Genomic DNA, 24,156 nt, shown 5'->3' on the forward strand with positions numbered 1-24,156 from the left:
CGGGGGAATATCGTGCGGGGACATGGGTGCGGACCTCCTTCAGGTTCTGGCCCACAACCAGCCTGCCACCTAGGGGAGGAATCCGCGACCTGGGGAAACGCGCCGGGCTGCGTGCGAAAACGGGGAATTTGGTGTCTTGTGGCGGGGCGCAGTGCCAAATCACGCAGCTAGGAAAAACTAGCCCTTTTCTGACCAGTCACTATGAACATCTATACCAAAACGAAGTGCGTCCTTTGGCACTAGGCCTACGAAGAAAAGTCGATCGCGATGCATTTCAGCATGTCGTAGCCGTCCCCGTTGAGGGCGAACCCGTCGCCGGCGTCTTCGCCGAACCCGAAGGCCTCGAGCAGCGCGGTGCCTTCTTTGTAGATGGTTGAGTCGGGAAGGTGGGGGGAGTCGGAGATGAGGTTGAACATGAGCTGGTTCCAGTTTTCGCGGCCGAATGTCGCGTAGAACCCGCGGGCGATGTTCTCGGCGAAGTCGAATGGGTTGTCGCCGCCGCTGAGCAGCTCGACGCCCTCGTTGGTGATGGTGTAGCGCCCGGTTTGCTCGGCGCGCATGAAGCCGGATTCGACGAAGAAGTTGTGGAGGTGCCTGCGCCAGATGGGGTCGTCGGGGAGGAGGCCGTCCATGAGGTTGTAGAGGGCTTCGGTGATGCCGGTGTAGACGGGGGAGTCGAAGGTCGGGTTGGGCCCGTAGTAGTCCTCGAGGAATTCGCCGATGGCGGCCATGACGGCGGGGTTGCTCTCGGGGTTGGGGTCGATGGCCATGATGTCTTTGAGGTCTTCGCGGTTGGCCAGGTATTCGCGGAGCGCTTCGCGGACGTCTTCGTCTTCTTCGGCGGCAGCGTCGGGGTTCATCATGTTGCGGGCGACCATGGTTTCGACGCTGTAGTACATGCGGTTCGAGATACTGACCGGGTCTGCCTTGGTAAGCCTGTCCACCATGTGGCCCGGCGACATGACGGGCATCGCGGAGAACAGGGTTGGGGTGATGTGCATGTCGGCGGGTTGGCCGGCTGCGAGGCGGACGGCTTCGTCATAGAGCTCGCTCATCATGGCGGGGCCTTTGAGGTGCTCGATGACGTCGGGACCGAGCGCGGAGATCAGCACGGGGGTCGGGCCGGCGATGGTGGACGGCCCGAGTACTTGGACGTTGATGTTCCAGTTGGCGCCGGCATCGTAGATGTAGCTCATGGTTTCGGGCATGTCTTGGACGGTGAGGTCGTTTTCGTCGTATTCGCCGGCGGCTGGTTGGGCGGTGTAGACGCGTTGTTCGCCGTTGATGTTCCCCGAAAACATGTGTGTTGCTGCGCTCGAGAAGCCGAGGGTGGCGTCGATAATGAGTGCGAGTTCCCCCATGTACATCGAGTGATCAACATTAATGCATCGTGAAATCTCGGGTCGGGAGTTTTCTACGGTGATTAATAGAGAGATGTTCATGTCGTTCACTCTATAGTTTTGTATCTTTTAGCGCTCGCGAACTACCCAGAATGTGCAGCGGGCGACGCAGAGGAGCCAGTGGAAGACAAGGAGGGCTGGCAGTGCGGTGGCGATGATGGTGAGCCATTCCAGGTTCCATACTTCGGCGAGGTGGTGGCTGCCGACGCTGATGGTGCCGGTGGGGAAGGTGGAGGCCCACCAGGCGGGGGAGTATCGCACCCAGTGCGCGACGGCGGGGTAGAAGTGCCACATGGCGAAGGCGATCATGGGGATCGCGATGATGAGCAGCACGGTGCCAACGATAAGCTCGGCATCCTTGCCGAACAGCAGGTCCACGGCGGACACTGTCTGCCCGACGACGCCGAGGGGGATCCAGGCGGTCGCCGCGTTCGGCCCGCTCAGATCTACTTTTCGACGCCACGCCGCCACATACACTCTGGCAAACAGCGGGTACGCCGCACTTATCGACGCCACCATGCAGCCCACGCCGAGTATCCAGTAGATGTCGCCGCCGCCTTTGACGTGGGTGGTGGCGGCCGTGTTGGACGCCATGATGGGGCCGACAAGCGCGAGCCCCCACGCGAAGTTCGGTGGCCCTTGGAAGCCGCGGAGCTGGTTGGCGTAGACGGCGAGGCAGGCGGGAGCCCCGACCCAGAACCCGACGAGGATGTACGTCAGGTTGCCGGTGAGGTTGGTCCAGGCGGTGCCGAGCGACATGATCCCGATGAACGTCATGGCCCACGGCGCCATCATGTCCTGGTGGAAGCGTGGCGTGCGGTAGATGATGAACCCGACCACGAGCGCCACCAGGATGGCTACCCCGATGCAGGCCACGACCCACGCCAGAGGGTCGAGGCCGCTGATGACCAGCAGCGTCGCCACCAGCGAGGTCCCCATGAGGCTGCCGCCCCACGCCGGTCCCGCTGGTGGCAGGTTATAGCTGGTCCTGGTTTTCACACGCGCTCACGCTGCCAGGTGCCGAATCGGAGTGCGCACGCGCACCAGTGGAACAGTAGGAGGAGCAGCAGGCCGAAGGAGAGGGCGTGCCACCCTTGGTTCCAGGAGCCCAGGCACAGGGTGCCGACCGGGAATGTGGAACCCCACCAGCCTGGCCCGTAGGGCGCCCAGGTGAAGACCGCCTGGTAGAAGCAGTACATGCCGAAAAGGACGCACGGCACGCCGATGGTGAACATGATGATGCCGTAGAGGTGGGCGTCGAAAAGGAAGGTGGAGGCGGCCGTCGACTGGCCGACAACCCCGAGTGGAATCCAGGCCGTGCCTGCCGCCGCGCCGCGCGGGCGATCGCGACGCCGCCACAGCGACCAGTAGCAGTAGGCAAACAGCGGGATCGCCGGGATGAACGTGAAGAAGAAGCACACGATGCCGGCGTGGTGGTAGAACATGCCGTGCTCGGCGGCGAGCTGCCCGCCGGAGGTCGCCGCGACCATCGGCGTGACCGGCGCCAGCCCCCACGGGAACGCCGGGGTGGTGTAGTGCTCCGAGACCTTCCAGAAGCCCCACAGCTGCCACAGGCACACCGCGATCGACAGGGGCGCGCCAATCCACCAGCTGATCAGCTGGAAGATGTCGTTGCCGGTCAGCGCCGTCCACGCAGAGCCGCACGCCAAAAGCCCCATCGTGTACATGCCCCACGCCGCCATGTTCTGGTGCCGCGGCGGCTCGTTGCGGATACCCACCGTGAACACCGCCAACAACACGGCCGCTACCAGCGCAAACGCGATCTGGCCGAAGCGGAACCCGTGCAGACCAGACAGTGTAGAGGCGATCGACGTCCCCATCAGGGACCCGGCCCACGCGGGACCATACTTAGGCAACTGCATGCACCTACGCTAAGCCTGCCAACCCTGTTTAGCCAACTACGCAACGCCGCCGAACAGCAGCGCTCGGCCCGTTTCCTCCCCCGTATTGCGTAGCGTCACCGCCAGGTGCCCGGCCCCAACCTTGCCTGCCTGGCCGCGCTCCAGCGCGACACCCTCCAGGCGCAGCCCCTCCGACTGAGCAAGCAGGTGGTGCTCGTATTCCTCGTTGACCCAGAGCGTGACCTGCGCGCCGGGCGCCACCCGCAGCTCCGCGGCAAGCCTCTCCTTGGGCCCCGGGACCTGCTGCCCCGCCAGGCACCCCGCGTAGACGCGCAGCTTCCCGCCGGGCGTGGTTTCCACCGCCTTGAGCACCACCCACTCCGACGGCTCGCGGTCCGTGAGCGCCCTCGTTGTCGTTGGTATGTCGTCAGCCGAACAGATTTCTACAGTCGCACGCATGCAGCTATCCTACCGACGTGCAGAAACTTTCCGGTGGCCTCCTACTTGCGCTGGCCCTGCTCACCGCAGCGGGCCCGCTCGGCATCGACATGTACTTGCCCGGCATGCCCGAGCTCGCCACCCAATTATCGACGTCCCCCTCCTCCGCCCAACTGACCATCTCGGGGTTCATGCTCGGGATGGCACTCGGCAACCTGGTCTTCGGCGCGATCTCCGACGGCACGGGCCGCAAACCCGCCATCCTGGTCTCCTCGGTGGTGGCGCTCGCGGCGTCGGTGGCCTGCGCCGTCGCCCCCACGATCTCCTTCCTGATCGCCGTCCGGTTCCTACAGGGCCTGGCCGGGGGCTGTGCCGTCGTCGTCACGAGGGCCGTCATCCCCGACATCGCCCACGGCCGCGAGGCCGCCCGTGGCCTGTCGGGCCTCATGGCGATCTCCGGCTTCATGCCCGCCATCGCACCCGTCCTCGGCGGCCTGATCATCCCCACCTTCACCTGGCGAGGCGTCTTCTGGACCATCGCCGCCGTCAACCTCGCCCAGATCCTCATCGCCTGGCGCTTCGTCCCCGAAACCCTCCCACCCGCCAAGCGGACTCGCGGCACACTGTGCACCATCTTCCCTCGCATGGTCCAGTGCCTGCGGCGCCCCGCCTTCCTCGGCTACATGTTCGCCGCCGGCCTCGGCTTCGGCACCCTGTTCTCCTATATCTCGGCATCACCGCTGGTCCTGCAGGTGCAGCTCGGCGTTACACCGACTGCCTTCTCCCTCATCTTCGGCGGCATCGCCCTGCTCATCCCGCTATCGAACTCCATCAACATGCGGTTGGTGAAGACCCACCAGCCACGCACCCTCCTCGTCGTGGCGTTATCTGTTGACATCCTCGCCGGCCTGATCCTGCTCGCCTACAGCCAGCTCGGCCCCAGCCTCACGATGGTCCCCTTCATCGCCATCCTCTCCGCCATGGCTGGGTTCATCATGGCGAACGCCTCGGCGCTCGCCGTGGAGGAGATCCGGGACATCGGGATCGGCGCCGGCACCGGCGCGATGGGCTTCTTCCAGTTCATCATCGGCGGCCTGGTCCCTCCCCTGGTGGCGCTCGAGTCCAACCCGACCGCCTCGATGGCCACCGGCATCCTCACCTGCGCCGGCCTGGCCCTTTTGGGAGTGCTTTTGGGTAGCGCTGCACCACATTCCAGGCCTAAAAACATCTAGCACTTCTGTGGCGTGCAGGTATCCTGGGGCCGCTTTTCAAATGCTGGAATTTGGTGCATGGAGTGGGGAGCGAGTGACAATGGACGCAATCCTGTCGGCTGAACCCGGTAAAAGCCCAGGTCGTGAAAAGTGGGTTGCGTCTTTTGTCACTCGGGTCGGCGAGGGTGACACCAAATTCCTTTGCGCAGAGATCGCGACCTGGGGAAATAGCCAGGCACCTTTCCGGAAAATCGGGAATTTGGTGCACGTTCTGCCGCGGTTAGCGCCAAATACCCACATTAACAATCAGCGACCTGGTCTTTTGCGTGCACGTCCAGCTCAACGCTCGAACTTAGAGAAAAAGAGCTATCGATTTCGATCCGGTTCTACTTATCCTCAGAGCGATTGTCCTTGAGAAAGCCCATGAAACTGAAGTATGGGACATCTTCTGTCGCTCGTTGAACGGCTTCGAAAACAGCATCACTAATAGGGTCAATTACCTGGTCACTTAGGTTTAAGACTTCCAAGAAGAAGTGCTGGGTAATCACGTATGGACGAAAGCTCTCCTGATTGCTACCAGGTTCTAATTCTTTAGCAAGTTCGTACTCGTCTTCATCGCATTCACTAACTGTGAAATCAGGAAGAGCGTCAATTTCGGAGAAGGAAAGTTTGAGTTCCTTCTGGAGGCGCTCTGCAATATGGTATGAAGCTTTTTTGGAGCAATACACGTAAAGCTCTTCGTAAAAGCCTTGCAGCTCATCATTTGACAAGGAAGAAGGATTGGTCATGCGAAAGCCACTCCGTTCATGAGTAGTCGGGATAGTAAGTCTAGCTTTAACCGGGGCAGCAATTTCAGCTGCGCCGAGCGCTAATGCTTATGCACCGAAACCAGCATCGGAAGTCTTTTTAACGAAGAAAAAGCCTCCACGCGGAAAAGTCGTCACGCTGAAGTGCGCCGTCGTAAATCTTCGGAATGAAGCAACTGGGCAATACATCTTTGGCAAAGGCAAGGACAGGGGCGCCGCTCAGCGAGATGCAAATAATAAACTTGGGAGGATGAAAGGAAAAGGATTCAAGCTCAAGCACTGTCGAGCAATTTAGCTCCCCACCAAAGCCCCTAAATAATCTTGCGCTCCCTCGCCCGGTCCACGGCGGCGGTCCGGTTGTCCACCCCAAGCTTGTTATAGATGTGGATCAGGTGGGTTTTCACCGTGGCCTGCGAGATGAACAGTCGGTCGGCGATGGCGCGGTTGGAGGCGCCGGTTTGCAGGGCGCGCAGGATTTCGATTTCGCGGGCGCTTAAGGCTTCGTCGGGGCGCATGAGGCGCTCGGCGAGGACTCCGGCGACTTCCTGGGAGAGGACGCGTTTGCGCTGGGAGGCGGCGATGATGGCGTCGTGGAGTTCGTCCTCGGGGGCGTCTTTGAGCAGGTAGCCGAGCGCGCCTGCTTCGACGGCGGCGACGACGTCTGCTTCGGTGTCGTAGGTGGTCAGGATGAGCACGGGTGGGCCGCCTGCTTCGCCGAGGCGCCGGGTGACTTCGATGCCGTCCACGTGCGGCATCTGGATGTCGGTGACGACGACGTCGACGTTGTCGGGCATCCGCTCGATGGCGCGCCCGTCCGCGCCTTCGCCAACAACGGTGATGTCGCCGAAGGAGTCGAGTACTGCGCGGAGGCCGGCGCGGACGACGGGGTGGTCGTCGAGAAGCATGACGTTGATCTCACTCATGGGTGTCCTTTCCCAGGGGGATGCTTGCTGCTAGTACGTTACCTTCGACGCTGAGGGTGCCGCCGACTTCCGCGACGCGCGCCCGCAGCCCGCGCAGGCCGTAGCCTTCGGGCCCGGTGATGCCGCGGCCGTTGTCGAAGACGTCGACGGTGGCGACGTCCCCAAGCTTCTCCACCGTGACCACGGCGCGGGTGGCGCCGGCGTGGCGCACGATGTTGGAGAGCCCCTCGCGCACGACTCGCTCGATGACGCCGGCGGCGGGCTCGGGCACGTCTTCGACGTTGAGGTCCACCGTGAGCCGCTGCCCGAGTGCTTGTTGACGCCCCTCCGCTCCCCGCGCGAGCTCCTCCAGCCTGCGTGGCAGGGGTTCGGCGGGCCCGGCGTTGACGGCGACGAAGCGGCGTGCTTCGGCGAGGTTGTCGGAGGCGGTGGCGCGGATGGTGTCCAGGATCTGTTTCGCGCCGGGCTCGGTGATTTGTTTGTCCAGCGTGCGGCCGAGCAGCACGATGGAGCTGAGGCCTTGCGCGATGGTGTCGTGGACTTCGCGGGAGAGGCGGGCGCGTTCCTCGAGGACGCCGGATGCGTGTTCGGCGGCGGCGAGTTCCATGTGGGTGGCCTGGAGTTCATAGGCGAGGTGCTTGTAGTGGTCGGCTTCGGCGCGGAGTGCCCGGTAGGAGTGGTAGATCAGCAGCGCCAGCACGGTGCCCAGCAGCGGACCGACCACTCCGCCGATTCCCGCGCCCGGCGCTGTGACCGACAGCGTGAATGCCAGCAGCAGCGCCGCCACCGCGATACCGGACCAGGTGGGCAGCACCACGGAGACCAGGATGACCAGCGGGAACTCCAGCCAGACGAACTCCGCGGCATGCAGCGCCATAACCACCCACAGCGCGAGGACGGCGGCGAGCCAGGTGTACATAGCAGCGCGGGGGAAGCGCTTGCCTTCGTTGTAGGCCACGGTCCCGGCCAGGTAGAGCAACGCGAAGGGGACCGCCATGCAGATGGCCAGCGGGTTCCACCCGCTGGAGACAACGCCGACGAGCAGCAGCACGGCAACGAGTACGTGCAGGCTGACGCGCAGGAAGGTGAGGATCCGGTTGGTGGTGTTCACGCAGATCACCTTAGACGCTGCACCCGACATGCGATTGAGAGCGCATCAACCGGACGGTTGATTCGAGGTTCAACCCCGCTCCCGATGTGGATTATGCCTGCTCACACGCACAATGTGGGCATGTTCGTCGGATTGAGAGAAATTGTGAAAGCCAAGGGGCGGTTCGGCCTCATTGTCGGCACGGTCGGGTTGATCACGTTGCTCGTGGTGATGCTGACCGGGTTGACCAACGGTTTGGGCAAGCAGAACACGGAGGCCCTGGAGGCACTGGATGCAAAGTCGGTCGTCTTCCAGGACATGGATGAGCCTTCCTATATGACGTCGCGCGTGACGGCGGAGGAGGGCACGGTCCCGCTGGGCACCGGCCAAACCTTGCTGCTGCGCGAGAACGGCAAGGAGGAGTCCATCTCCATCCTGGGTCTGCCGAAGGGCACGGAGCTGCCCGGCGGCGAGGTGCTCGGCGACGGCGCGGTCGCGTCGCGTTCGCTGAACGTCGCTCCTGGCGACGAGCTCTCCGTCGGCGGCACCCCGATCACCGTCGACGCCGTCACGGATGACTTGTACTTCTCCCACACCGCGGTCCTGTGGGTGAACACGGAGGACTGGAAGGCCGCTATGCACACCGACGCGGACGGCACGGTGCTGCTCGCTAGCGATGACCGTGGCATGAGTATGAAGGACTCCTTCAACGGCCTGGCTGCGTACAAGTCGGAGCAGGCGTCCTTCAACATGATCCTGGGCTTCCTGTACGCCATCGCGGCGCTGGTCATCGTGGCCTTCTTGACGGTGTGGACCATGCAGCGCACCCGTGACCTGGCCATTTTGAAGGCGATTGGGGCGTCGAATAGCTACTTGCGCAAGGATGCGCTGGGTCAGGCGGCGGTGCTGCTGGGCATCGGCGCGGCGGTTGGCGCGCTGATCGCGCTGGGCATTGGCCTGGCGGCGTCGAAGGTGGCGCCGTTCTCGCTGACGGTGCTCACGGTCGCCGGCCCGCCGCTCGCGATTTGGGCGATCGGGATGGTGGGCGCGTTCATCGCGACGCGCCAAATTACAAAAGTTGAGCCGCAGCTCGCACTGGGAGGTATTGCGTAAATGTTGCACATGGAAAACGTCACCGTCACGTACCAAGACGGCGAGGACACACTCACGGCGCTGGATAACGTCAGTTTCGACGCCAACCCCGGCCACCTCACCTTCATCATTGGTGAGTCCGGCTCCGGCAAGTCCACCCTGCTTTCCGCGGCGGCGGGCCTGCTCACCCCGGACAGCGGCACCGTTCTTGTCGACGCCACCCCGGTCTCCGACGAAGTCCGCCTGCAGAAGATCGGGATGATTTTCCAGCAGGCCAACCTGATCGGGGCGTTGAACGTCCGGGATCAGTTGCTGGTCACCGACCACATTCGTGGCGTGAAGCCTCGCGTGGACCGCGCGAACGAGCTGCTCGCGGAAGTAGGCCTGGACGGCCTCGGGGACCGCAGCATGCAGCAGCTCTCCGGCGGGCAGCGCCAGCGCGTCGGCATTGCCCGTGCGCTGATGGGGGAGCCGAAGCTGATCCTCGCGGACGAGCCGACGGCGGCGCTCGACTCGGAGCGCTCCCACGAGATCGTCGCACTGCTGCGGACCCTGGTGCAGGAGCACGACGTCGCCTGCGGGTTTGTCACCCACAACGCCAGCCTCATCTCCGAGAGCGACGAGGTAGTCCGCGTCCGCGACGGCCACGTGTCGCGCGAGCGGGTGCTAGCGTAGCTTCGGGCGCGACCCAAGCACCAGGGTGATGAATGCGCAGGCCGCCAGTCCGGCCGTCATACAGAGCGTGCCGGGCAGGAAGCCCGCGTCCACCACCGCGGCGCCGAGCGCGGATCCGGCCGCGATCCCGACCTGGTAGGTCACCACGTAGATGGAGCTTGCCAGGTCTTCGTTGCGTTTTCCGGCGTGCAGGAAGATGGTGGTTGCCGACGGCGGCAGCGCCCCGTTCGCCAGCCCGAACACGATGATCATCGCGATGATGAGCAGCACCGATTTCGTCTCCAGTGCGAGCAGCCCCAGCGCCGCCGACCCGACCAGCAGCACGGCGACGAACCCGTTAACCCGGATCATGCGCCGGTCCACCGTGTTGCCCGCCGTCAACACGCCAATCACCCCGCAGATGCCGAAGAGGGACAGCCCGAACGGGACCAGCTTCGGCCCGGCTGTCGTCGTCATGAGCAGCGCCAGGTAGGTAAAGGTGGTGAACACGGCGGTGACATTGAACGTCAGGAAGAGTACCAGCGACGGGATCGCCGACTTTGTCCGCTTCGCCCCCGTTGCCGGTTCCGGGTGCTTCGCCGGCATCGAGGGTAGCGACGCCACCAACGCCACCACCGAGAAAATCACCGCGACGCCCAACACCCAGGTAGAGCCGCGCCACCCGATCATCCCGCCGAGCATGGTGGTCAACGGCGTACCGATCACCGCCGACATCGTCGACCCGAACGACACCGTCGCCACCGCCTTGCCCGTCATCCCCTTCGGCGCCAGCCGTGCCGCCATCGGGTTGATCAGCGACCAGAACAGCCCGTGCGTAAACGCCGCGGTCACGCGGGCAGCGACGAGCACCGCGTAGCTGTTCGCGATGCCCTGCAGAATCACGCCCCCGGCGAGGAAGCCGAGCGTGGCCAGGAAGACGGGCCTGCGGTCCCAGTTGCGCGTGAAGTGCATCAGCGGGATGGTCACCACGGCGACCAGACCGGCGTACACGCTCATGAGGAGGCCGATCTGGCCTTCCGTCACGCCGAGGTCCTGCGCCATGGGTCGAATCAGGCCGACCGCGAACATCTCGTAGGTGACGTAGACGAACGCCGCGAAGCTCATCGCGGAAAGAGGCAGCATAGGAAGCGACGACTGTTTACTCACACGTGACAACCTACACCGCGCGTGTTAGGCGAACGCCCCCAGGTTGAGAGCCTGCATGATCACGGTGCCTCCCGCCAGCACCGCGCCCAGCACACCCAGCACGATCCCGGCGATCGCGAGCGGCGTGAGCTCCTTCTCTTCCTCGGTCTCGGTCGGGGTCGTGGTTGTGGGCGCGGGCGTGGTTGTGGTTGGGGCTGGCTTCGTTGTGGCCGTTGCGGTCGGCTCGGGTGCTTGAGTGGTTGGCGTGGCCGGTTTCGTGGGCGTGGGCTTTGGTGCCGCGCTGGTAGTCAGCGTCGGGATCGGCGGCACCACCGTATTCACCGCGTTCGGCGGGATCGGTAGCGCCAGGGTGGCGTCGCCGCCGGCGGCACAGAGCTTCTCAGCCCGCTCCCGTAGGCTGACGTATTCCTTGACGCGCCGCAGGTTGGTGTAGAAGAACGTGTCTGCGTATTGCTGCGCCCAGGCGGTTGCGGCGGCGTCGCTGAGCCCAGGGAAGCGGGTTTGGAGCTCGCGCGCGATGTCTGGGGTTTCAGTGGCTTGGGTGACCGGCCGGAACAGGGCGCGTTGCCCTGGCCCGAGCACCTGGTATTGCCCCATCAGTTCGTAGTAGTGGTAGGTGAGCACGTCATCCGCCGACGCCTGCGGCGTGGTGCGCTGCGGGCTGTACTTGAACAGGTACCACTCGGCGACGCTCGCGGGCAGCCCCGCCTCTGTGAAGGCCTCAACCGCGTACGTGTGCTGTAGCGAGTCGGGCCGCGCGAAGTTGCTGGGTGCGAGAAACTCTCGCCCTTCCTCTTCCGTAATTCGCTTATAGACGTCCTCTTCGACCTTCCCCAGCTCCGGAAACGCTTGCCGGAATGTTTGATAGTCCAGCGCGTACTCTTTCTCGGGCGCGGAGAAGTGGAGCCGCGCCGCGTTCATGAGGCGGGCGTATTCGGCGGGGGAGAGGTAGAACGCGCAGAGTTTCGTCGCGGGATCTTGGGGGCCGATGACGGCGGCGTCCGCGACTGGAGATAGGAAACTGGCGCTGAGCCCGAGGGCTACAACGCCAGTGAAAAATCTCCGAGACTCCATGGAGATGAGATTACAGCATCTTGGCTGCCGTCAGGCCGAGGACCGCCAGGATTGCAATCACGATGGTGCCAACAATGCCACCGATAAGGGCAGCCGAGTTATCGCTCGTATCGACTGTCTTCGAAGGCTCATCGTTCACGGTGGTCTTCCCGTTCAATGGGTTGACCTGAACGTCAACGGAAACCGTGGTGGTCGGAGAGGAAGGCGTGGTGGTTGGCTGCTGTTCCTTGTTACGGTCCGTGCCCTCAGCACCCTGCGAAACTGCGTCCGGGTTGGAGTGCTGTGTTGGGAAGAGCACGATGCCGGACTTGCCGTCGCGGCAGTTGTCCTTCGACTGGTTCAGCGCTGCTTCGACCTCCGCCATGGTGCGGGTCTCTGCGACGCCTTCCTGGTTCTCGAACTGGTCAACCCAAGCAGCTGCCTGTTCGTCGGTGAGGCCCTTGAACTGGTCCTTCTTTTCCTGGATCAGGGCGTCGCGGTCACCGATGGTCGGGAAGACTGGTTCCGGTGCGCGGAACGACTGCTTCGAGGCTGGGATCTCGCCGTTCTCGAAGTACTTGTCGTACTCCAGGATCTCTGGGAGGCGACCCGGGTTCTCGAAGCCTGCCACGACTGCGTCGCTCCACTTGTGGGTGACGTAGTCGAGTGCGACAGACTCTGGCAGTTCCGAGTCCTCAGCGACCTGCTTAGCGAGCTCAGCGAGCTTCGGGCGAGGATCTGGCTGGAACTGCTGCTGGTACGCAAAGTCCGACTTCAGATCGTTGTACAGTTTCTCGCCGTGCATCTTGGCTGCTGGGAAAGCCTGCTCGAATGCGAGCTTCCACGCCTTGTCGACGTCGAAGCTTGCTGCCTTGCCCTTCGACTGCTCATAAAGCTTTGTCTCTTCGGCGTTAAGGCGGATGGAGCATACGCCGGAGACATTCTCGCCAACGGTGGCACCTTCAGCGGAAGGGGCGACCATGGCGCACGCGCCGAGCGAGAGCGCGATTGCGATTGCTTGGAGTCTCCGATTGTTGAACATATTTCTGAGTGTAGCCGAGGGAGCTGCGGAAACGTATTCGTTCGTTGACGCGTGTTTCTGTATTTATCCAGGAAAAACCGTAAATAAACCTTAATATTCACATACTCGCAGGTCCATGACATGTGTTTGCGGGATTGTTCAACATCTACATTTAAGGAAGCCACAAACCAAACAAAGGGACCATACCCCACCTAACCCTTTCTGGGGGTGTGGAGGGTGAAAATGCAGTTCATCGGCATTAAATTACAGCGGTGTAATTTAGGCCCACATACACTGCTTTTGCTAAAAACGTGCGCACCACGCCGTAGCACTACGCACATTGGATGCAATTTCACTAGCAGAAGTCTGTGCGTGGCCGTACGGCGTCCGGGAAGCGAGCCACGCAGCCACCGCGTGGACCTGAACCGACTGCGCCAAAAGCAGCACATCGTCCATCCCGTCGCGCGCCACACGAGCCCCAATAATCCCGGCAAGCACATCGCCGGAGCCGGGTGTGGCTGCCCAGGAGGAGCCGGCGTCGATAAGGATGGATTCCTGACCGTCCGAAACGACAGTGGCGCGCCCTTTGCGGACCACCGTGCAACCAAGTTGGCGGGCGCAGTCGGCAGTCTCCTCGACGCGATCGTTGGTCATACCTATATATAGGCGTGAAAATTCACCGTCGTGCGGGGTCACCACAACCCGCGCCAACTTACGCGGCGCGCGGGCCACACGGGTGAGCGCATCCGCGTCGAGCACCACCGGCACACCCTGCTGCAACACCCAATCGACGGCAGCATCCGCCTCCCCATCGATCCCGATACCAGGGCCGCACACCCACGCCTGCACCTGACCGGCTTGCTCCAACTCGCGGGTGGCCACGACCTCCGGCCGCGCCCGTACCACCTCAAGCGCCTGCGCGCCCGCGAACCGCACCATCGCCGGTGTCGCCGTCACCGCCCCAGCCGTGCACAGCAGCGCCGCGCCCGGATACGTGCCGCTGCCAGCGTGGATGCCGACCACACCGCCTGTGTATTTGTCGTCATCGGCGCCGGGCTCCTTGACGCTCACCGGCACCGGGCCCATCGGCCTGATGCCCTCGAGGTCCAGGCCCGTGTTGGGCACCGCGCGGTACGCCCGCACGGAGCTCTCCGGCAGCGGTAGGCCAATGTCCGCGCACAGCACGTTCCCGCAGCGCGTCGAGAGGGCGTGCGCGTAGCGCCACCCGCCGAACGTCACCGTCACGTCGGCCTGCAGCGCGTTGCGGCCGGCCTCGCCGGTGTCGGCATCCACGCCGCTCGGCACGTCCACGGCCAGCACCTGGTTCGCGTCGATGTCGGCGACAGCGTCGGGCAGGTCGCCGGCCCCGCCGAGGCCGAAGAGGCCGTCGATAAGAAGGTCGCACACCCCAGGCTTCTCGACGACCCCACCTCCGGCCCCCACAAACGCATCCAGCCCACGCTGCTGCGCCCGGCCCAGTGGCAGCCAAGCCTCGACGTGCCAGCCCTCCCTGGCGAGCTCCGCCCCCGCGTACATCGCATCCCCACCGTTGCCGCCCGGGCCCACCAGCAACAACACTCGCTCCCGCGGCCCCGACATCTCGCGCGCCACGCGCGCCACAGCATGCGCGGCGCGTTGCATCAACGCATCTGGAGACGCCTCAGCGGCAAGGAGGGGAGCTTCCGCGGCTCGAATCTCCGCGGCGGAATAGGCAAACGGTGCAGCAAACATTCCGCCATTCTACGCGCTATTCCGCCTGGCAGGAGGGGCACCAGAACAAATTGCGGCCCTCGTACTTGCGCACCTCGATCGGCGTGCCGCACACAAAGCAGGGCTCGCCGGCGCGGCGGTACACGTAGACCTCACCCCCGTGGTCGTCCTTCCGGGGCGGCCTGCCCATCGCCTCAGGGGTGTGCTCGGGGCGCACAGTATCGATCCGGCCGTGCTCCACCCCGTACTCCATCAGCTCGCGCACGTCCTGCCACAGGCGCAGGAACTCCCCGTGGTCCAACGCGCGGCCCGGCACGAACGGGGAAATACCCAGGCGGAACAGCGGTTCCGCACGATAGATATTGCCCACGCCCGCGAAGTACTTTTGGTCCATCATCAATGACCCAATCGTGCGTCTCGACGCCCGCACCCTTTTCCACAACGCCTCCGGGTCCGCGTCCGGGTCAAGGGGGTCTTCGCCGCTGCGGTCCAGAATCACCTGCTCCTCCGGTGGGGAGACGTAGCGGCAGTACTGCGGGCCGCGCAGGTTCGCCGCCACGTCCTCGTTGGCCAGGCGTAGCCGGATCTGGCCCCACACGTCCTCGGCGGGCTCAAAGCGGAAAGAGCCAATCAGGCCCAGGTGCACGTGCACCGTCGCCGTGGAGAACTTCAGGAACAGGTGCTTGCCCACCGCGCGGGCTTCCGTCAGGGTGGCGCCGGCGAGCGGGGTGACGTCGAAACGCCCTTGCGGGGAGGAAATCTCGATGGGTTGCCCGGCGAACGTTTCGTTCAGGTGGCGGGCGAGGCGGTGGATGACGTGGCCTTCGGGCATTGGACTCTGCTACTCCTTATATCTCACCGATTAAGGTACAGTGCGCACCCGCTTCCGCTCCGGTCGACCTCTTAGCGTCGACCAATGCAGGTCACGGCAATTTGGGGCTTTTCGACGCCAAAAACCTGATTTCGCCCTGACCAGGGTTGGTCGACCGTAAGAGGTCGACGGGAACCAACCCCGTCCCAACGTGCACAAATAGAGATGCGCGGGCTGGCCCGGTATACTTCAGGTTCCATGCCATATAGCGTTGGATTTGATCGGGATAAGTACATTGCGATGCAGTCGGAGCACATTTCGGCCCGACGAAAAGCAATTGGGGGAAAGCTCTACCTAGAGATGGGTGGCAAGCTCTTCGACGACAATCATGCCTCCCGCGTTCTGCCGGGGTTTACGCCGGATAACAAGATTGCGATGTTGGACCGCATCAAGGATGAGGTCGAGATCGTGATCGCGTTTAATGCGGGTGACGTGGTGCGCCAGAAGATGCGGGCGGACCTCGGGATTTCCTACGAGGAGGACGTGCTGCGCCTCGTGGACGTGTTCCGGGAGCGAGGGTTCCTCGTCGAGAATGTGGTGGTGACCCAGCTGGAGGGTGAGAACCCGCTGGTGGAGGCGTTCATTGAGAGGCTGCAGCGTCTGGGCCTGACAGTGTCGCGCCACTACATGATCGCCGGGTACCCGCACGATACGCAGCGCATCGTGTCCGAGGAGGGCTTCGGCCGCAACGAGTACGTGGAGACGTCCCGCGACCTGATCGTGATGACGGCGCCGGGTCCGGGCTCCGGCAAGCTGGCCACGTGCCTGAGCCAGATCTACCACGAGCACCGTCGCGGTATTAACGCTGGCTATGCCAAGTTTGAGACGTTCCCCATCTGGAACTTGCCGCTGTCGCACCCGGTGAACCTCGCGTACGAGGCCGCGACGGCCGACCTTGATGACGTCAACGTGATCGACCAGTACCACCTGGACGCCTACGGGGAGACCGTCACCAGCTATAACCGCGACATTGAGGTGTTCCCGCTGCTCAAGGCGCTGCTGCGCGAGGTGACGGGGGAGGAGCCGTACCAGTCACCGACGGACATGGGTGTGAACATGGCCGGCTACTGCATCAGTGATGACGCCGCTTGCCGCCACGCCGCGAAGCAGGAGATCGTGCGCCGCTACTACAAGACGCTCGTGGACGAGCGCCGCGACGACTCCGACCACACCGTCTCCGACCGGATCCTGAACATCATGCGCAAGGCGGAGGTGACCCCGCAGGACCGCGTGGTGGTCGCTCCGGCCCTGGAGGTCGCACAAACCACCGGCACGCCGGGCGCTGCGCTGGAGCTGCCGGACGGCACCATCGTGACCGGCAAGACCACGGACCTGTTGGGCCCGTCGGCGGCGGTGCTGCTCAACGCCTTGAAGGTGCTCGCGGGGATCGACGACTCCGTCCACCTCCTGTCGCCGGATTCCATCGAGCCGATCCAGACGCTGAAGACGCGCCACCTCGGGTCCGTGAACCCGCGGCTGCATACTGATGAGGTGCTCATTGCGTTGTCGGTGTCGGCGTCGACAAGTAGTGATGCGGCGGCGGCGCTGGAGCAGCTGAAGAACCTGCGCGGCTGCGACGCGCACACCAGCACCATCCTCGGCTCCGTCGACGAGGGCATTTTCCGCAACCTCGGCGTGCTGGTGACCTCGGAGCCGAAGTACTGGAAGAAGGGGCTCTACCACAAGCGCTAAACTCGTGGGCATGACGAGCAAGATCCTCCTGTATTACAAGTTCCAGCCCATCGCGGACCCGGACGCGGTACGCCTCTGGCAGCGCGACCTCTGCGAGGGCCTGGGACTGACCGGCCGCATCCTGATCTCCAAGGACGGCATCAACGGCACCGTCGGCGGAGATATTCAGGCGTGCAAGACCTACGTGAAGAAGACGAAGGAGTATTTCCGGGGCATCGAGTTCAAGTGGTCCGAGGGCGGCGCGGAGGACTTCCCGAAGCTGTCGGTCAAGGCGCGCGATGAGATCGTGGCGTTCGGCGCGCCGGGCGAGCTGAAGGTGGACGAGCACGGTGTCGTCGGGGGCGGCACACACCTGAAGCCGGAGGAGGTCAACGAGCTGGTGGCCAACAACCCGGATGTTGTGTTTTTCGACGGCCGCAACGCCCGCGAGGCTGAGATCGGCAAGTTTAAGAACGCTGTGGTCCCGGACGTGGAAACCACCCACGACTTCATCAAGGAGCTGGAGAGCGGCAAGTACGACTGGATGAAGGACAAGCCAGTCATCTCTTATTGCACCGGCGGTATCCGCTGCGAGATCCTGTCCAGCCTGATGAAGAACCGCGGCTTCGACGAGGTCTACCAGATCGACGGCGGCATCGTCCGCTACGGCGAGAAGTACGGCAACTCGGGCCTGTGGGAGGGCTCGCTGTACGTGTTTGATAAGCGGATGCACACTGAGTTCGGCCCGGAGAATGATCCGGATTACGTGCAGCTGGGCCACTGCGTGCACTGCGGGGCGCCGTCGAACATGTTCTATAACTGCGCGAACGAGCCGGAGTGCCGCCACCAGTACTTAAGCTGCGAGGCCTGCCGGGAGGAGAACCCGTACTGCGCTGATTGCGCTAGTGCGTCGCATCAAGCGCCAGCATCCCAATCGTGACCGTCAGCCACCACATGGTGAACGGCACGATGGGCAGCCAGAACACGCCCATCCAGGGGATCCAGCGCTCGTAGCGGTTGAGCTTGCGCACCATCAGCACCGCGCAGGTGAGCAGGCCCGCCACCGGCGGAATCGAGGTGACGACGGCCCACCACGTCCGCCACGACTCGGTGCACAGCCACGTCGCGTCCCCAGCCTCGCACAGGGGGCCGCCCTGCACGCGGGCGACGGCGGCGAGTGCCCACGCGAACAGCAGCGTGCCAAGCACCGTCACCACCGCAAGCGCGATCGCCTGCTTCGTCGACGCCTTGTTGCGCCGCGCGACCTCCAACGGGTCCGGCTCTAAGGCCAGCTCGTCGAAGCTGGCCGGTTCCGGCCGGACGCGGGAGAAGCGGTCCGCGCCGGAATGCAGATCGTTTTCGGGGTGGTCAAACACGTCAGCCATGGTTAGTGCTTCCCTCGTGGGTACACGATGACGGGCACGGGGGCGAAGCGGATGAACTCGCCCTCGCGGGTGCCAACGAACACGCGCTTGAGCGGGCCCGAGGACTTCGAGCCCAGGCACAAAATGTCGCCCTTCTTCCACTTCACCGAGTCGATGGCCTTCTTCCAACCCTTGCCGGTGGCGACGAAGGTGGAGACGTCGAGACGCTCGGTGTGCTCCGGCCCGAGGTGTTCCGCGACAGCAAACGCCGAGTCGCGTGCGCGGTCCAACAGGCCGAGGGCGGCCTCGTTCCACTCCATCTGGTCTTCCTGATCGTCGAAACCGCCGCCCTCGCTGGGGGAAAACGCGATGATGCGCAGCGGGACGTCGAGAAGGCAGGCGAGCGTGGTGGCGTACGCCAGGCCGGAGAAGCTCGGTTGCACCGCGCCAGAGTCGATGAGCGAGTAGGTGACGCGGGTGATGCCCTTCTTCGAAAGCTGCACGCCCTTCGGCGCCAGGCCCAGCGGAAGCGGGGAGGAGTGCATCATCTCGTCCGCGTCGGAGGTCGGCCGGAAACGGCCCTTCGACGTCTTCGACTTCGAGCCGAGCAGCAAAATATCAGCCTCGAAACCGTCCGCCATCTCGAACAGGCACTCCGCGAGGCTGCCGCGCTCCAGCACCTGCGCCACCGGGTCCGCCCACTGCGAACGCGGCAACTCGTGCTTCAGTGCCTTCGTGGCCTTCTCGCTGATGGTGTCTCGCTGCTTCTGCAGCCACTTGTCGTACTTCTTCGACGACAGCGACTTCGTCCACGAACCCGACACCGACGCCGCAACCCGCACCGTCACGGGCAGGCTCCGCCCCAGCCAGGCGGCGAACTCGATCGCCTCCGAGTTGGAAGCATCCCAACCGACGAGCACTCGAAGTGGGCGCTCAGACTCAAAGGACTGGGCTAGTTCAGAAGAGAAAGATCGTGGCGCCATACCGACCTAGTGTATTAGCTTTCCGGGTTCGCGTAGACGTCTGCCAGGGTATTAATTGCCTCGGTGGCGGCGTCGAGCTGCTGCAGCGAGGCGTCATCAAGCGTGGCGAGCATATCCGCGAGGTACTGCGTGCGCTCCTTGCCCACTCGCCTCAGCTCGCGTTTGCCCTGGTCAGTCAGGTCGACGAGCACGCCGCGCCTGTCCTCCGCGGAGCGCGTGCGGTGCACTAGGCCGCGCTTCTCCAGCTGGTTGATGGTGTTCGAGGCCGTCGGCATCCGCACGCCCTCTGACGTGGCGATATGGCTGATCCGGCTCGGCCCTTCCACCTCGAGGCGACGCAAGATCGAAAGCTGGGGGCCGGTGAGGTCGGAGCGTTCCGTATTTCGGAAATACGCGACATACAAACTCGTCATCGCCGGGCGAATACGCTGTGCCAACTCCAACGGGTCAGGACGATCAGCCATAAGGACCTGCCTTGTACAAAAGAGACGAACAAAACGTGCAACGCATCATTCTATACATAGGCGAAGGAAACTATGTTGTTGCGCTAGTATGGCGGCGATGTTCACCTACCAGCACGAAGTTTCGCACGAATGGCAACGCCGGGCGGCCCTTCGCGCCTATCACGCCGGGCACATTCCCAGAGAAGAGCTTTGCGACGCCGACTTCCTCCTCCGCGCAGCCGCAGAACATCACGGAGAGGCGTCGAAAAGAAACTGCCCAATTTGCGGCCGTGACTTGCGAGAAGTGCGCTGGGTGTACAGCGAAAAGCTTGGACGTCGCACCGGCACCGCACGCAGCGAGGCCGAGATTGACACCCTTGTGGGTGAGGTCGGCCCAATCACCGTGCACAAGGTGGAAGTGTGCCCCCACTGCCACTGGAACCACTTGTTGCAAGAATGGACCGCCACTCCAGTGCGGTAAAAACGCCCGGTACGGGTAGTGTGTGCTGTAGCAATTCTGTAGGTGATCGTACAGGGACAATGTGTGACTAACGTAGACGAGAAAACCAAGACCCCATCCAAGTCCCGGTCGCGGACGGGCCAATGGGTCCTAGCCATGCTCCTGCTCGTGGTGTTGCTGGCCAGCATCCCAGCTGTGTGGTTTATCTGGAACTACCAGCGGGCGAACATCCCGGAGCCGCATGAGATCGAAACGGCGCAGATCTCAAACCTCTACTTTAACGACGGCAAAACCGACCTGGCTCGCATCGTGCCGCCGGAGGGCAACCGCGTTCAGATCCCGCTGGAGCAGGTGCCAGTTGACGTGCAAAACGCCGTCCTCGCTGCCGAGGACCGCGACTTCTGGGACAACTCCGGCTTCTCCTTCACCGGCTTCGGTCGCGCCGTGATCGGCCAGATTACCGGCAACGCATCAGCCGGTGGTGGCTCCACGATTACGCAGCAGTACGTGAAGAACGCCCTGGTCGGCAATGAGCACTCCTATGAGCGCAAGGCCAAAGAGCTCGTCTACTCCATCAAGATGACCCACTCTTGGACCAAGGAAGAAATCCTCAACGCCTACCTCAACACCGTCTACTTCGGGCGCAACGCATACGGCATCGAGGCTGCCGCGCACGCATTCTTCGACAAACCGGCCAGCGAGCTGACGCTGGAGGAGGGCGGCGTGCTTGCGTCCTCCATCCAGCTACCGAGCCAGCTCGACCCGTGGACCAACCCTGATGGCGCGAAAGCCCGCTGGAACTACGTGATGGATGGGCTCGTTGAGACGAACAAGCTCGACCCTGCGAAGCGCGCCGGGCTGCAGTACCCGGAGACCCGCGATCCGTCGACCTACTCCGCCTACACCGAGGCGAGCGGCCCGAACGGCCTGATTAAGAACCAGGTGATGACGGAGCTGGCCACCATCGGCATCTCCGAGTCGGACCTTACCAACCGTGGTTTGAAGATCACCACCACGATTGACCCGAACTCGCAGTCAGAGGTTGAGCGGATTTCCCGCGAGCAGCTTTCGCTCCTGCAGGACGACGCCCGCACCGGCGTCGTGGCCATCGACCCGAAGACGGGCGCAGTACGCGCCTACTACGGTGGCGACGACCCCTCCGGCTGGGACTACGCCAACGCAGGCCTGCAGACCGGTTCCACCTTCAAGATCTTCGCGCTGGCCGCGGCCCTACAGCAGGGCATCCCGCTCAACGCGATGTACTCGGCAACCCCTGTGACGCTGCCGGGTGGCCACGTGGTGACGAACTGGGACGGCGGCGGCGCAGGTATGATCTCCATGCTGGATGCCACCCGCACCTCCTCGAACACCGCGTTCATGCGCATTCAGGATGACCTGGATAACACCACGCAGGACACCGCGGACATGGCGCAAGCTCTCGGCGTGGCCCGCTCCATCCCAGGTATCCCGGTGACGCTGCGTGAAAACGGTGGCCAGCCCTACGAGGGCATCGTGCTGGGCCAGTACCAGTCCCGCGTGCTCGATATGGCTACGGCGGTGTCCACGCTGACGAACCGCGGCCTGGCGCACCCGACACACTTCGTGCAGCGCGTCACCGACGCCTACGGCGAGGTCCTCTACGAGTTCGACCCGGGCTACACGGAGCGCCGTGTTTCCCAGCAAGTCGCCGACAACGTGATTAAGGCGATGCAGTCCGTCGTCCCGTACTCCAACGCGGTGTTGGCCGGCGGCCGTCCGTCAGCCGCGAAGACCGGTACCGCCCAGCTGGGCAACACCGGCCTGAACAAGGACGCCTGGACCGTCGGCTCGACGCCGCAGCTCGCCGTGGCCGTGTGGGTGGGCACTGCCGACAACACCTCGGCCATCTTCAACTCCTACGGCGGCAACATGTTCGGCGCCGACACCCCAGGCCGGATTTGGAAGAACGTGCTGGACTCCCTCCTGCAGGGCCAGGACTTCGAGTACTTCCCTGAGGCATCCCCTGTGTACTGGGGCGTCAACCCCTACTCGGGCGGCGTGAACCTGGGCGGCTACTACGGTGGCTTCTCCGGTAATTCGACCACGGGTGCTCCGGCTGATGCGGCGTCGCCAAGCGCCGACGCCAACGCGCCGACGGGCGAGGCCGGACCTGGCCAGCCGGCGGCACCAGCCCCCGCACCGGCTCCGGCTCCGGCGCCAGCACCGGCGCCCGCGCCGCGGCCGGACCCGGTACAGGACGCAATCGACCAGGTTATAAACGATATCTTTGGATAACGGAGCAACGATGACAGCAACCACGTGGCCTGACCCGAAGGATCGCGTCCAGCCAGCCCTCACCGAACCCGCCGCCCGCGGTTGGGTTGAGTTCCTCGGCGGACCTATGGGGCGCTTTGCCCAAATTGGACGCTCTAAGTTCTGGACGCCGCTGCGCACCATTTTCGCGCTCGCCTACGTCTTCATCGGCCTCGGCGCGCTCTCAAAGTCAAACTGCGCGATGGGCAAGCTTGACGACGCCGGCGTGATGCAGGTCAACTGGGACGGCAACCGCCAGTACACCTCCTTTTGCTATAACGACATCCTGCCGCTGTACGGCGGCCGCGGCCTGGACCAGCCGGGCTTCGTCTACGACTTCTCCTGGGTTGAGGGCGACCTGACTCGCTACATGGAGTACCCGGTGCTCGCCGGCCTGTTCCAGCAGTTCTGCGCGTTCATCTCCCGCAACACCTACTTCGCAGTCTCGCGCATCCTGCCGGAGTCCGGTTGGTACTTCTACGTCACAGTGCTCATCCTGGCCGCCATCTGGGTGGTTACGGCGCGCATGGTGGCGGAGCTTGCCGGCAACCGAATCTGGGACACGCTGCTCGTTGTCGGTTCTCCGCTGCTAATCATGCACCTGTTCACTAACTGGGACATCCCCTCAATCTTTTTCGTGGTGGCGGCGATGCTCGCCGTGCGCAATAAGAAGTACTGGCTGGCAGGCGTGCTGATTGGCGCCGGTACCGCGTTCAAGTTGTGGCCGCTGTTTATCCTCGGCGCATACCTGGTGTTGGCCATCCGGAAGCGGAACTTCGTGCCCTTCCTCAAGATGGTTGCCACCACGGCTCTGACCTGGGTCGCGGTGAACCTGCCGGTGTACCTGCACAACCCGGAGGCATGGAACGAGTTCAACCGCCTGAACACCGACCGCGGCTGGGAGTGGACCACGATCTACGCCGTGATCAACCGCGTCTTCGGCTGGAGCGGATTCGACAGTGGCGAAGGCGCCCCCGTCATCCTGAACACGGTTACGCTGGTGCTCTTCCTCGCAGGCTGCGCAGCCGTCCTCGTGCTTGGCCTGAAGGCGCCGCGCACCCCGCGCGTCGCCGAACTGTTCGTGCTCATCGTCGGCTTCTTCCTCCTCTTCAACAAGGTGTGGAGCCCCCAGTACTCCATCTGGTTCATCGTTCCCGCTGTCCTTGCCCTGCCGTACTGGCGCCTGCTGCTGACCTGGATGACCGTGGACATGATGGTGTGGCCAGTGCTGATGTGGCACATGATGGGCGAGGACCAAAAGGGCGCCCCGGGCGCGCTGCTGGACACCGTCATCATCTCCCGCGACGCACTCATCATCGCCATTATGGTGCTGGTTATCCAGCAGATGTTTGGCAAGCGCGAGGATAAAGTTGCTGCCGCACACAACGGCCACGACCCGCTTCTGACTACCCCTGAAGATTGGAAGGAGCCAGCATGGGATCCGCAACAGTTACCGGAATCGCCTCAATCGCAGTCGGATTCGGTTTCATCGCCGCAGCGTTCGTAGCGACGAACCGTCAAGAAATCCCCCGCGCCGTCGGCTACGGGCTAGCCGCTTTTGTCTTCATCACCGTCATTCCGGTGATCCTCGCGGTCTTCGTAGCCGTGCCCAATCCGCAGTAGGGCGGGGAGGGGGGCGTCGAGA

At 63.7% G+C, this 24,156-nt stretch carries 24 protein-coding genes; 9 read left to right on the plus strand and 15 right to left on the minus strand.

Translation table 11 applies throughout. From position 1 onward, the window contains the following. Positions 1-245: 245 nt before the first annotated feature. From KBX13_RS10805 to KBX13_RS10820, 4 genes are read right to left on the minus strand one after another with little or no spacing between them, the layout of a single operon-like run. Positions 246-1,442 (minus strand): plasmid pRiA4b ORF-3 family protein, encoded by a 1,197-nt coding sequence (locus KBX13_RS10805; protein WP_256022155.1) that lies wholly within the window; start codon positions 1,440-1,442, stop codon positions 246-248. 27 nt (positions 1,443-1,469) lie between these two features. Then, positions 1,470-2,399, minus strand: coding sequence for a hypothetical protein (locus KBX13_RS10810; protein ID WP_256022157.1), 930 nt, complete (start codon positions 2,397-2,399; stop codon positions 1,470-1,472). Next, entirely contained in the window at positions 2,396-3,283 is an 888-nt protein-coding gene (locus KBX13_RS10815) for a hypothetical protein (protein WP_256022158.1), read from the minus strand. Before KBX13_RS10815 ends, KBX13_RS10810 begins: the two co-directional genes overlap by 4 nt. Positions 3,284-3,319: 36 nt before the next feature. Continuing rightward, positions 3,320-3,721, minus strand: a complete 402-nt coding sequence (locus KBX13_RS10820) for a hypothetical protein (protein WP_256022160.1) — start codon at positions 3,719-3,721, stop codon at positions 3,320-3,322. Between the two features lie 17 nt (positions 3,722-3,738). Between KBX13_RS10820 and KBX13_RS10825 the strand changes: the two genes are divergently transcribed. Next, complete coding sequence (locus KBX13_RS10825) at positions 3,739-4,932, plus strand: multidrug effflux MFS transporter (protein WP_256022161.1); 1,194 nt, start codon at positions 3,739-3,741, stop codon at positions 4,930-4,932. Positions 4,933-5,297: 365 nt separating this feature from the next. Here the strand turns inward: KBX13_RS10825 and KBX13_RS10830 are convergent, their stop codons facing one another. The 3 genes from KBX13_RS10830 to KBX13_RS10840 all read right to left on the minus strand — a co-directional run bounded on the left by KBX13_RS10830 (position 5,298) and on the right by KBX13_RS10840 (position 7,751). Then, positions 5,298-5,699 (minus strand): hypothetical protein, encoded by a 402-nt coding sequence (locus KBX13_RS10830; protein ID WP_256022163.1) that lies wholly within the window; start codon positions 5,697-5,699, stop codon positions 5,298-5,300. A 329-nt stretch (positions 5,700-6,028) separates the two neighbouring features. After that, positions 6,029-6,640 carry a response regulator transcription factor gene (locus KBX13_RS10835; RefSeq protein WP_256008661.1) on the minus strand — a complete coding sequence of 204 codons (612 nt, stop codon included), beginning with the start codon at positions 6,638-6,640 and terminating at the stop codon, positions 6,029-6,031. Continuing rightward, on the minus strand, positions 6,633-7,751 hold the full coding sequence (locus KBX13_RS10840; RefSeq protein ID WP_256001182.1) for a sensor histidine kinase: 1,119 nt from the start codon (positions 7,749-7,751) through the stop codon (positions 6,633-6,635). The genes KBX13_RS10835 and KBX13_RS10840 overlap by 8 nt, the downstream gene beginning before the upstream one ends. Before the next feature lie 93 nt (positions 7,752-7,844). Here KBX13_RS10840 and KBX13_RS10845 point away from each other — a divergent pair, with 93 nt between their 5' ends. Then, the gene (locus KBX13_RS10845; protein ID WP_320072983.1) at positions 7,845-8,843 is read left to right on the plus strand and encodes an ABC transporter permease; all 999 of its coding nucleotides are present in this window, start codon (positions 7,845-7,847) and stop codon (positions 8,841-8,843) included. After that, complete coding sequence (locus KBX13_RS10850; protein ID WP_070361711.1) at positions 8,844-9,497, plus strand: ABC transporter ATP-binding protein; 654 nt, start codon at positions 8,844-8,846, stop codon at positions 9,495-9,497. Here the strand turns inward: KBX13_RS10850 and KBX13_RS10855 are convergent. From KBX13_RS10855 to KBX13_RS10875, 5 genes are all read right to left on the minus strand, one after another. Beyond that, a complete protein-coding gene (locus tag KBX13_RS10855) occupies positions 9,489-10,601 on the minus strand; it encodes an MFS transporter (RefSeq protein WP_084028642.1) in 1,113 nt (370 codons plus the stop codon). The two genes, KBX13_RS10850 and KBX13_RS10855, sit on opposite strands and share 9 nt — an antisense overlap. Before the next feature lie 66 nt (positions 10,602-10,667). After that, positions 10,668-11,717 (minus strand): hypothetical protein, encoded by a 1,050-nt coding sequence (locus tag KBX13_RS10860; RefSeq protein ID WP_256022164.1) that lies wholly within the window; start codon positions 11,715-11,717, stop codon positions 10,668-10,670. Positions 11,718-11,727: 10 nt separating this feature from the next. Further along, positions 11,728-12,738 (minus strand): hypothetical protein, encoded by a 1,011-nt coding sequence (locus KBX13_RS10865; RefSeq protein WP_256022166.1) that lies wholly within the window; start codon positions 12,736-12,738, stop codon positions 11,728-11,730. 282 nt (positions 12,739-13,020) lie between these two features. Then, positions 13,021-14,448 (minus strand): bifunctional ADP-dependent NAD(P)H-hydrate dehydratase/NAD(P)H-hydrate epimerase, encoded by a 1,428-nt coding sequence (locus KBX13_RS10870; protein ID WP_256022169.1) that lies wholly within the window; start codon positions 14,446-14,448, stop codon positions 13,021-13,023. 16 nt (positions 14,449-14,464) lie between these two features. Next, positions 14,465-15,259 carry an Fpg/Nei family DNA glycosylase gene (locus KBX13_RS10875; protein ID WP_256022170.1) on the minus strand — a complete coding sequence of 265 codons (795 nt, stop codon included), beginning with the start codon at positions 15,257-15,259 and terminating at the stop codon, positions 14,465-14,467. A gap of 237 nt (positions 15,260-15,496) precedes the next feature. Here KBX13_RS10875 and KBX13_RS10880 point away from each other — a divergent pair, with 237 nt between their 5' ends. Together KBX13_RS10880 and KBX13_RS10885 are read left to right on the plus strand one after the other, a co-directional pair. Further along, positions 15,497-16,990 (plus strand): DUF1846 domain-containing protein, encoded by a 1,494-nt coding sequence (locus KBX13_RS10880; RefSeq protein ID WP_070363408.1) that lies wholly within the window; start codon positions 15,497-15,499, stop codon positions 16,988-16,990. Between the two features lie 10 nt (positions 16,991-17,000). Next, the gene (locus KBX13_RS10885; RefSeq protein ID WP_256022172.1) at positions 17,001-17,909 is read left to right on the plus strand and encodes a rhodanese-related sulfurtransferase; all 909 of its coding nucleotides are present in this window, start codon (positions 17,001-17,003) and stop codon (positions 17,907-17,909) included. Here the strand turns inward: KBX13_RS10885 and KBX13_RS10890 are convergent. Genes KBX13_RS10890 through KBX13_RS10900 form a run of 3 tightly spaced genes read right to left on the minus strand, consistent with a single transcriptional unit; the run spans position 17,872 to position 19,780 of the window. Beyond that, positions 17,872-18,354 carry a hypothetical protein gene (locus tag KBX13_RS10890; protein ID WP_252931367.1) on the minus strand — a complete coding sequence of 161 codons (483 nt, stop codon included), beginning with the start codon at positions 18,352-18,354 and terminating at the stop codon, positions 17,872-17,874. The two genes, KBX13_RS10885 and KBX13_RS10890, sit on opposite strands and share 38 nt — an antisense overlap. Before the next feature lie 2 nt (positions 18,355-18,356). Next, on the minus strand, positions 18,357-19,316 hold the full coding sequence (locus KBX13_RS10895) for a universal stress protein (RefSeq protein ID WP_071573823.1): 960 nt from the start codon (positions 19,314-19,316) through the stop codon (positions 18,357-18,359). 14 nt (positions 19,317-19,330) lie between these two features. After that, complete coding sequence (locus tag KBX13_RS10900; RefSeq protein ID WP_070361721.1) at positions 19,331-19,780, minus strand: MarR family winged helix-turn-helix transcriptional regulator; 450 nt, start codon at positions 19,778-19,780, stop codon at positions 19,331-19,333. Between the two features lie 97 nt (positions 19,781-19,877). Between KBX13_RS10900 and KBX13_RS10905 the strand changes: the two genes are divergently transcribed. From KBX13_RS10905 to KBX13_RS10920, 4 genes are all read left to right on the plus strand, one after another. Further along, positions 19,878-20,240, plus strand: a complete 363-nt coding sequence (locus tag KBX13_RS10905) for a DUF5318 family protein (protein ID WP_084028643.1) — start codon at positions 19,878-19,880, stop codon at positions 20,238-20,240. A 63-nt stretch (positions 20,241-20,303) separates the two neighbouring features. Next, positions 20,304-22,493, plus strand: coding sequence for a transglycosylase domain-containing protein (locus KBX13_RS10910; protein WP_256022173.1), 2,190 nt, complete (start codon positions 20,304-20,306; stop codon positions 22,491-22,493). 10 nt (positions 22,494-22,503) lie between these two features. Next, positions 22,504-24,018 (plus strand): glycosyltransferase family 87 protein, encoded by a 1,515-nt coding sequence (locus KBX13_RS10915; protein WP_256022175.1) that lies wholly within the window; start codon positions 22,504-22,506, stop codon positions 24,016-24,018. Then, the gene (locus KBX13_RS10920; RefSeq protein WP_071573826.1) at positions 23,946-24,134 is read left to right on the plus strand and encodes a hypothetical protein; all 189 of its coding nucleotides are present in this window, start codon (positions 23,946-23,948) and stop codon (positions 24,132-24,134) included. The genes KBX13_RS10915 and KBX13_RS10920 overlap by 73 nt, the downstream gene beginning before the upstream one ends. Positions 24,135-24,156 lie beyond the last annotated feature (22 nt).

This window comes from Corynebacterium sp. CCUG 51687, from assembly GCF_024453995.1.
GTDB classification, from domain to species: Bacteria; Actinomycetota; Actinomycetes; order Mycobacteriales; family Mycobacteriaceae; genus Corynebacterium; species Corynebacterium pseudogenitalium.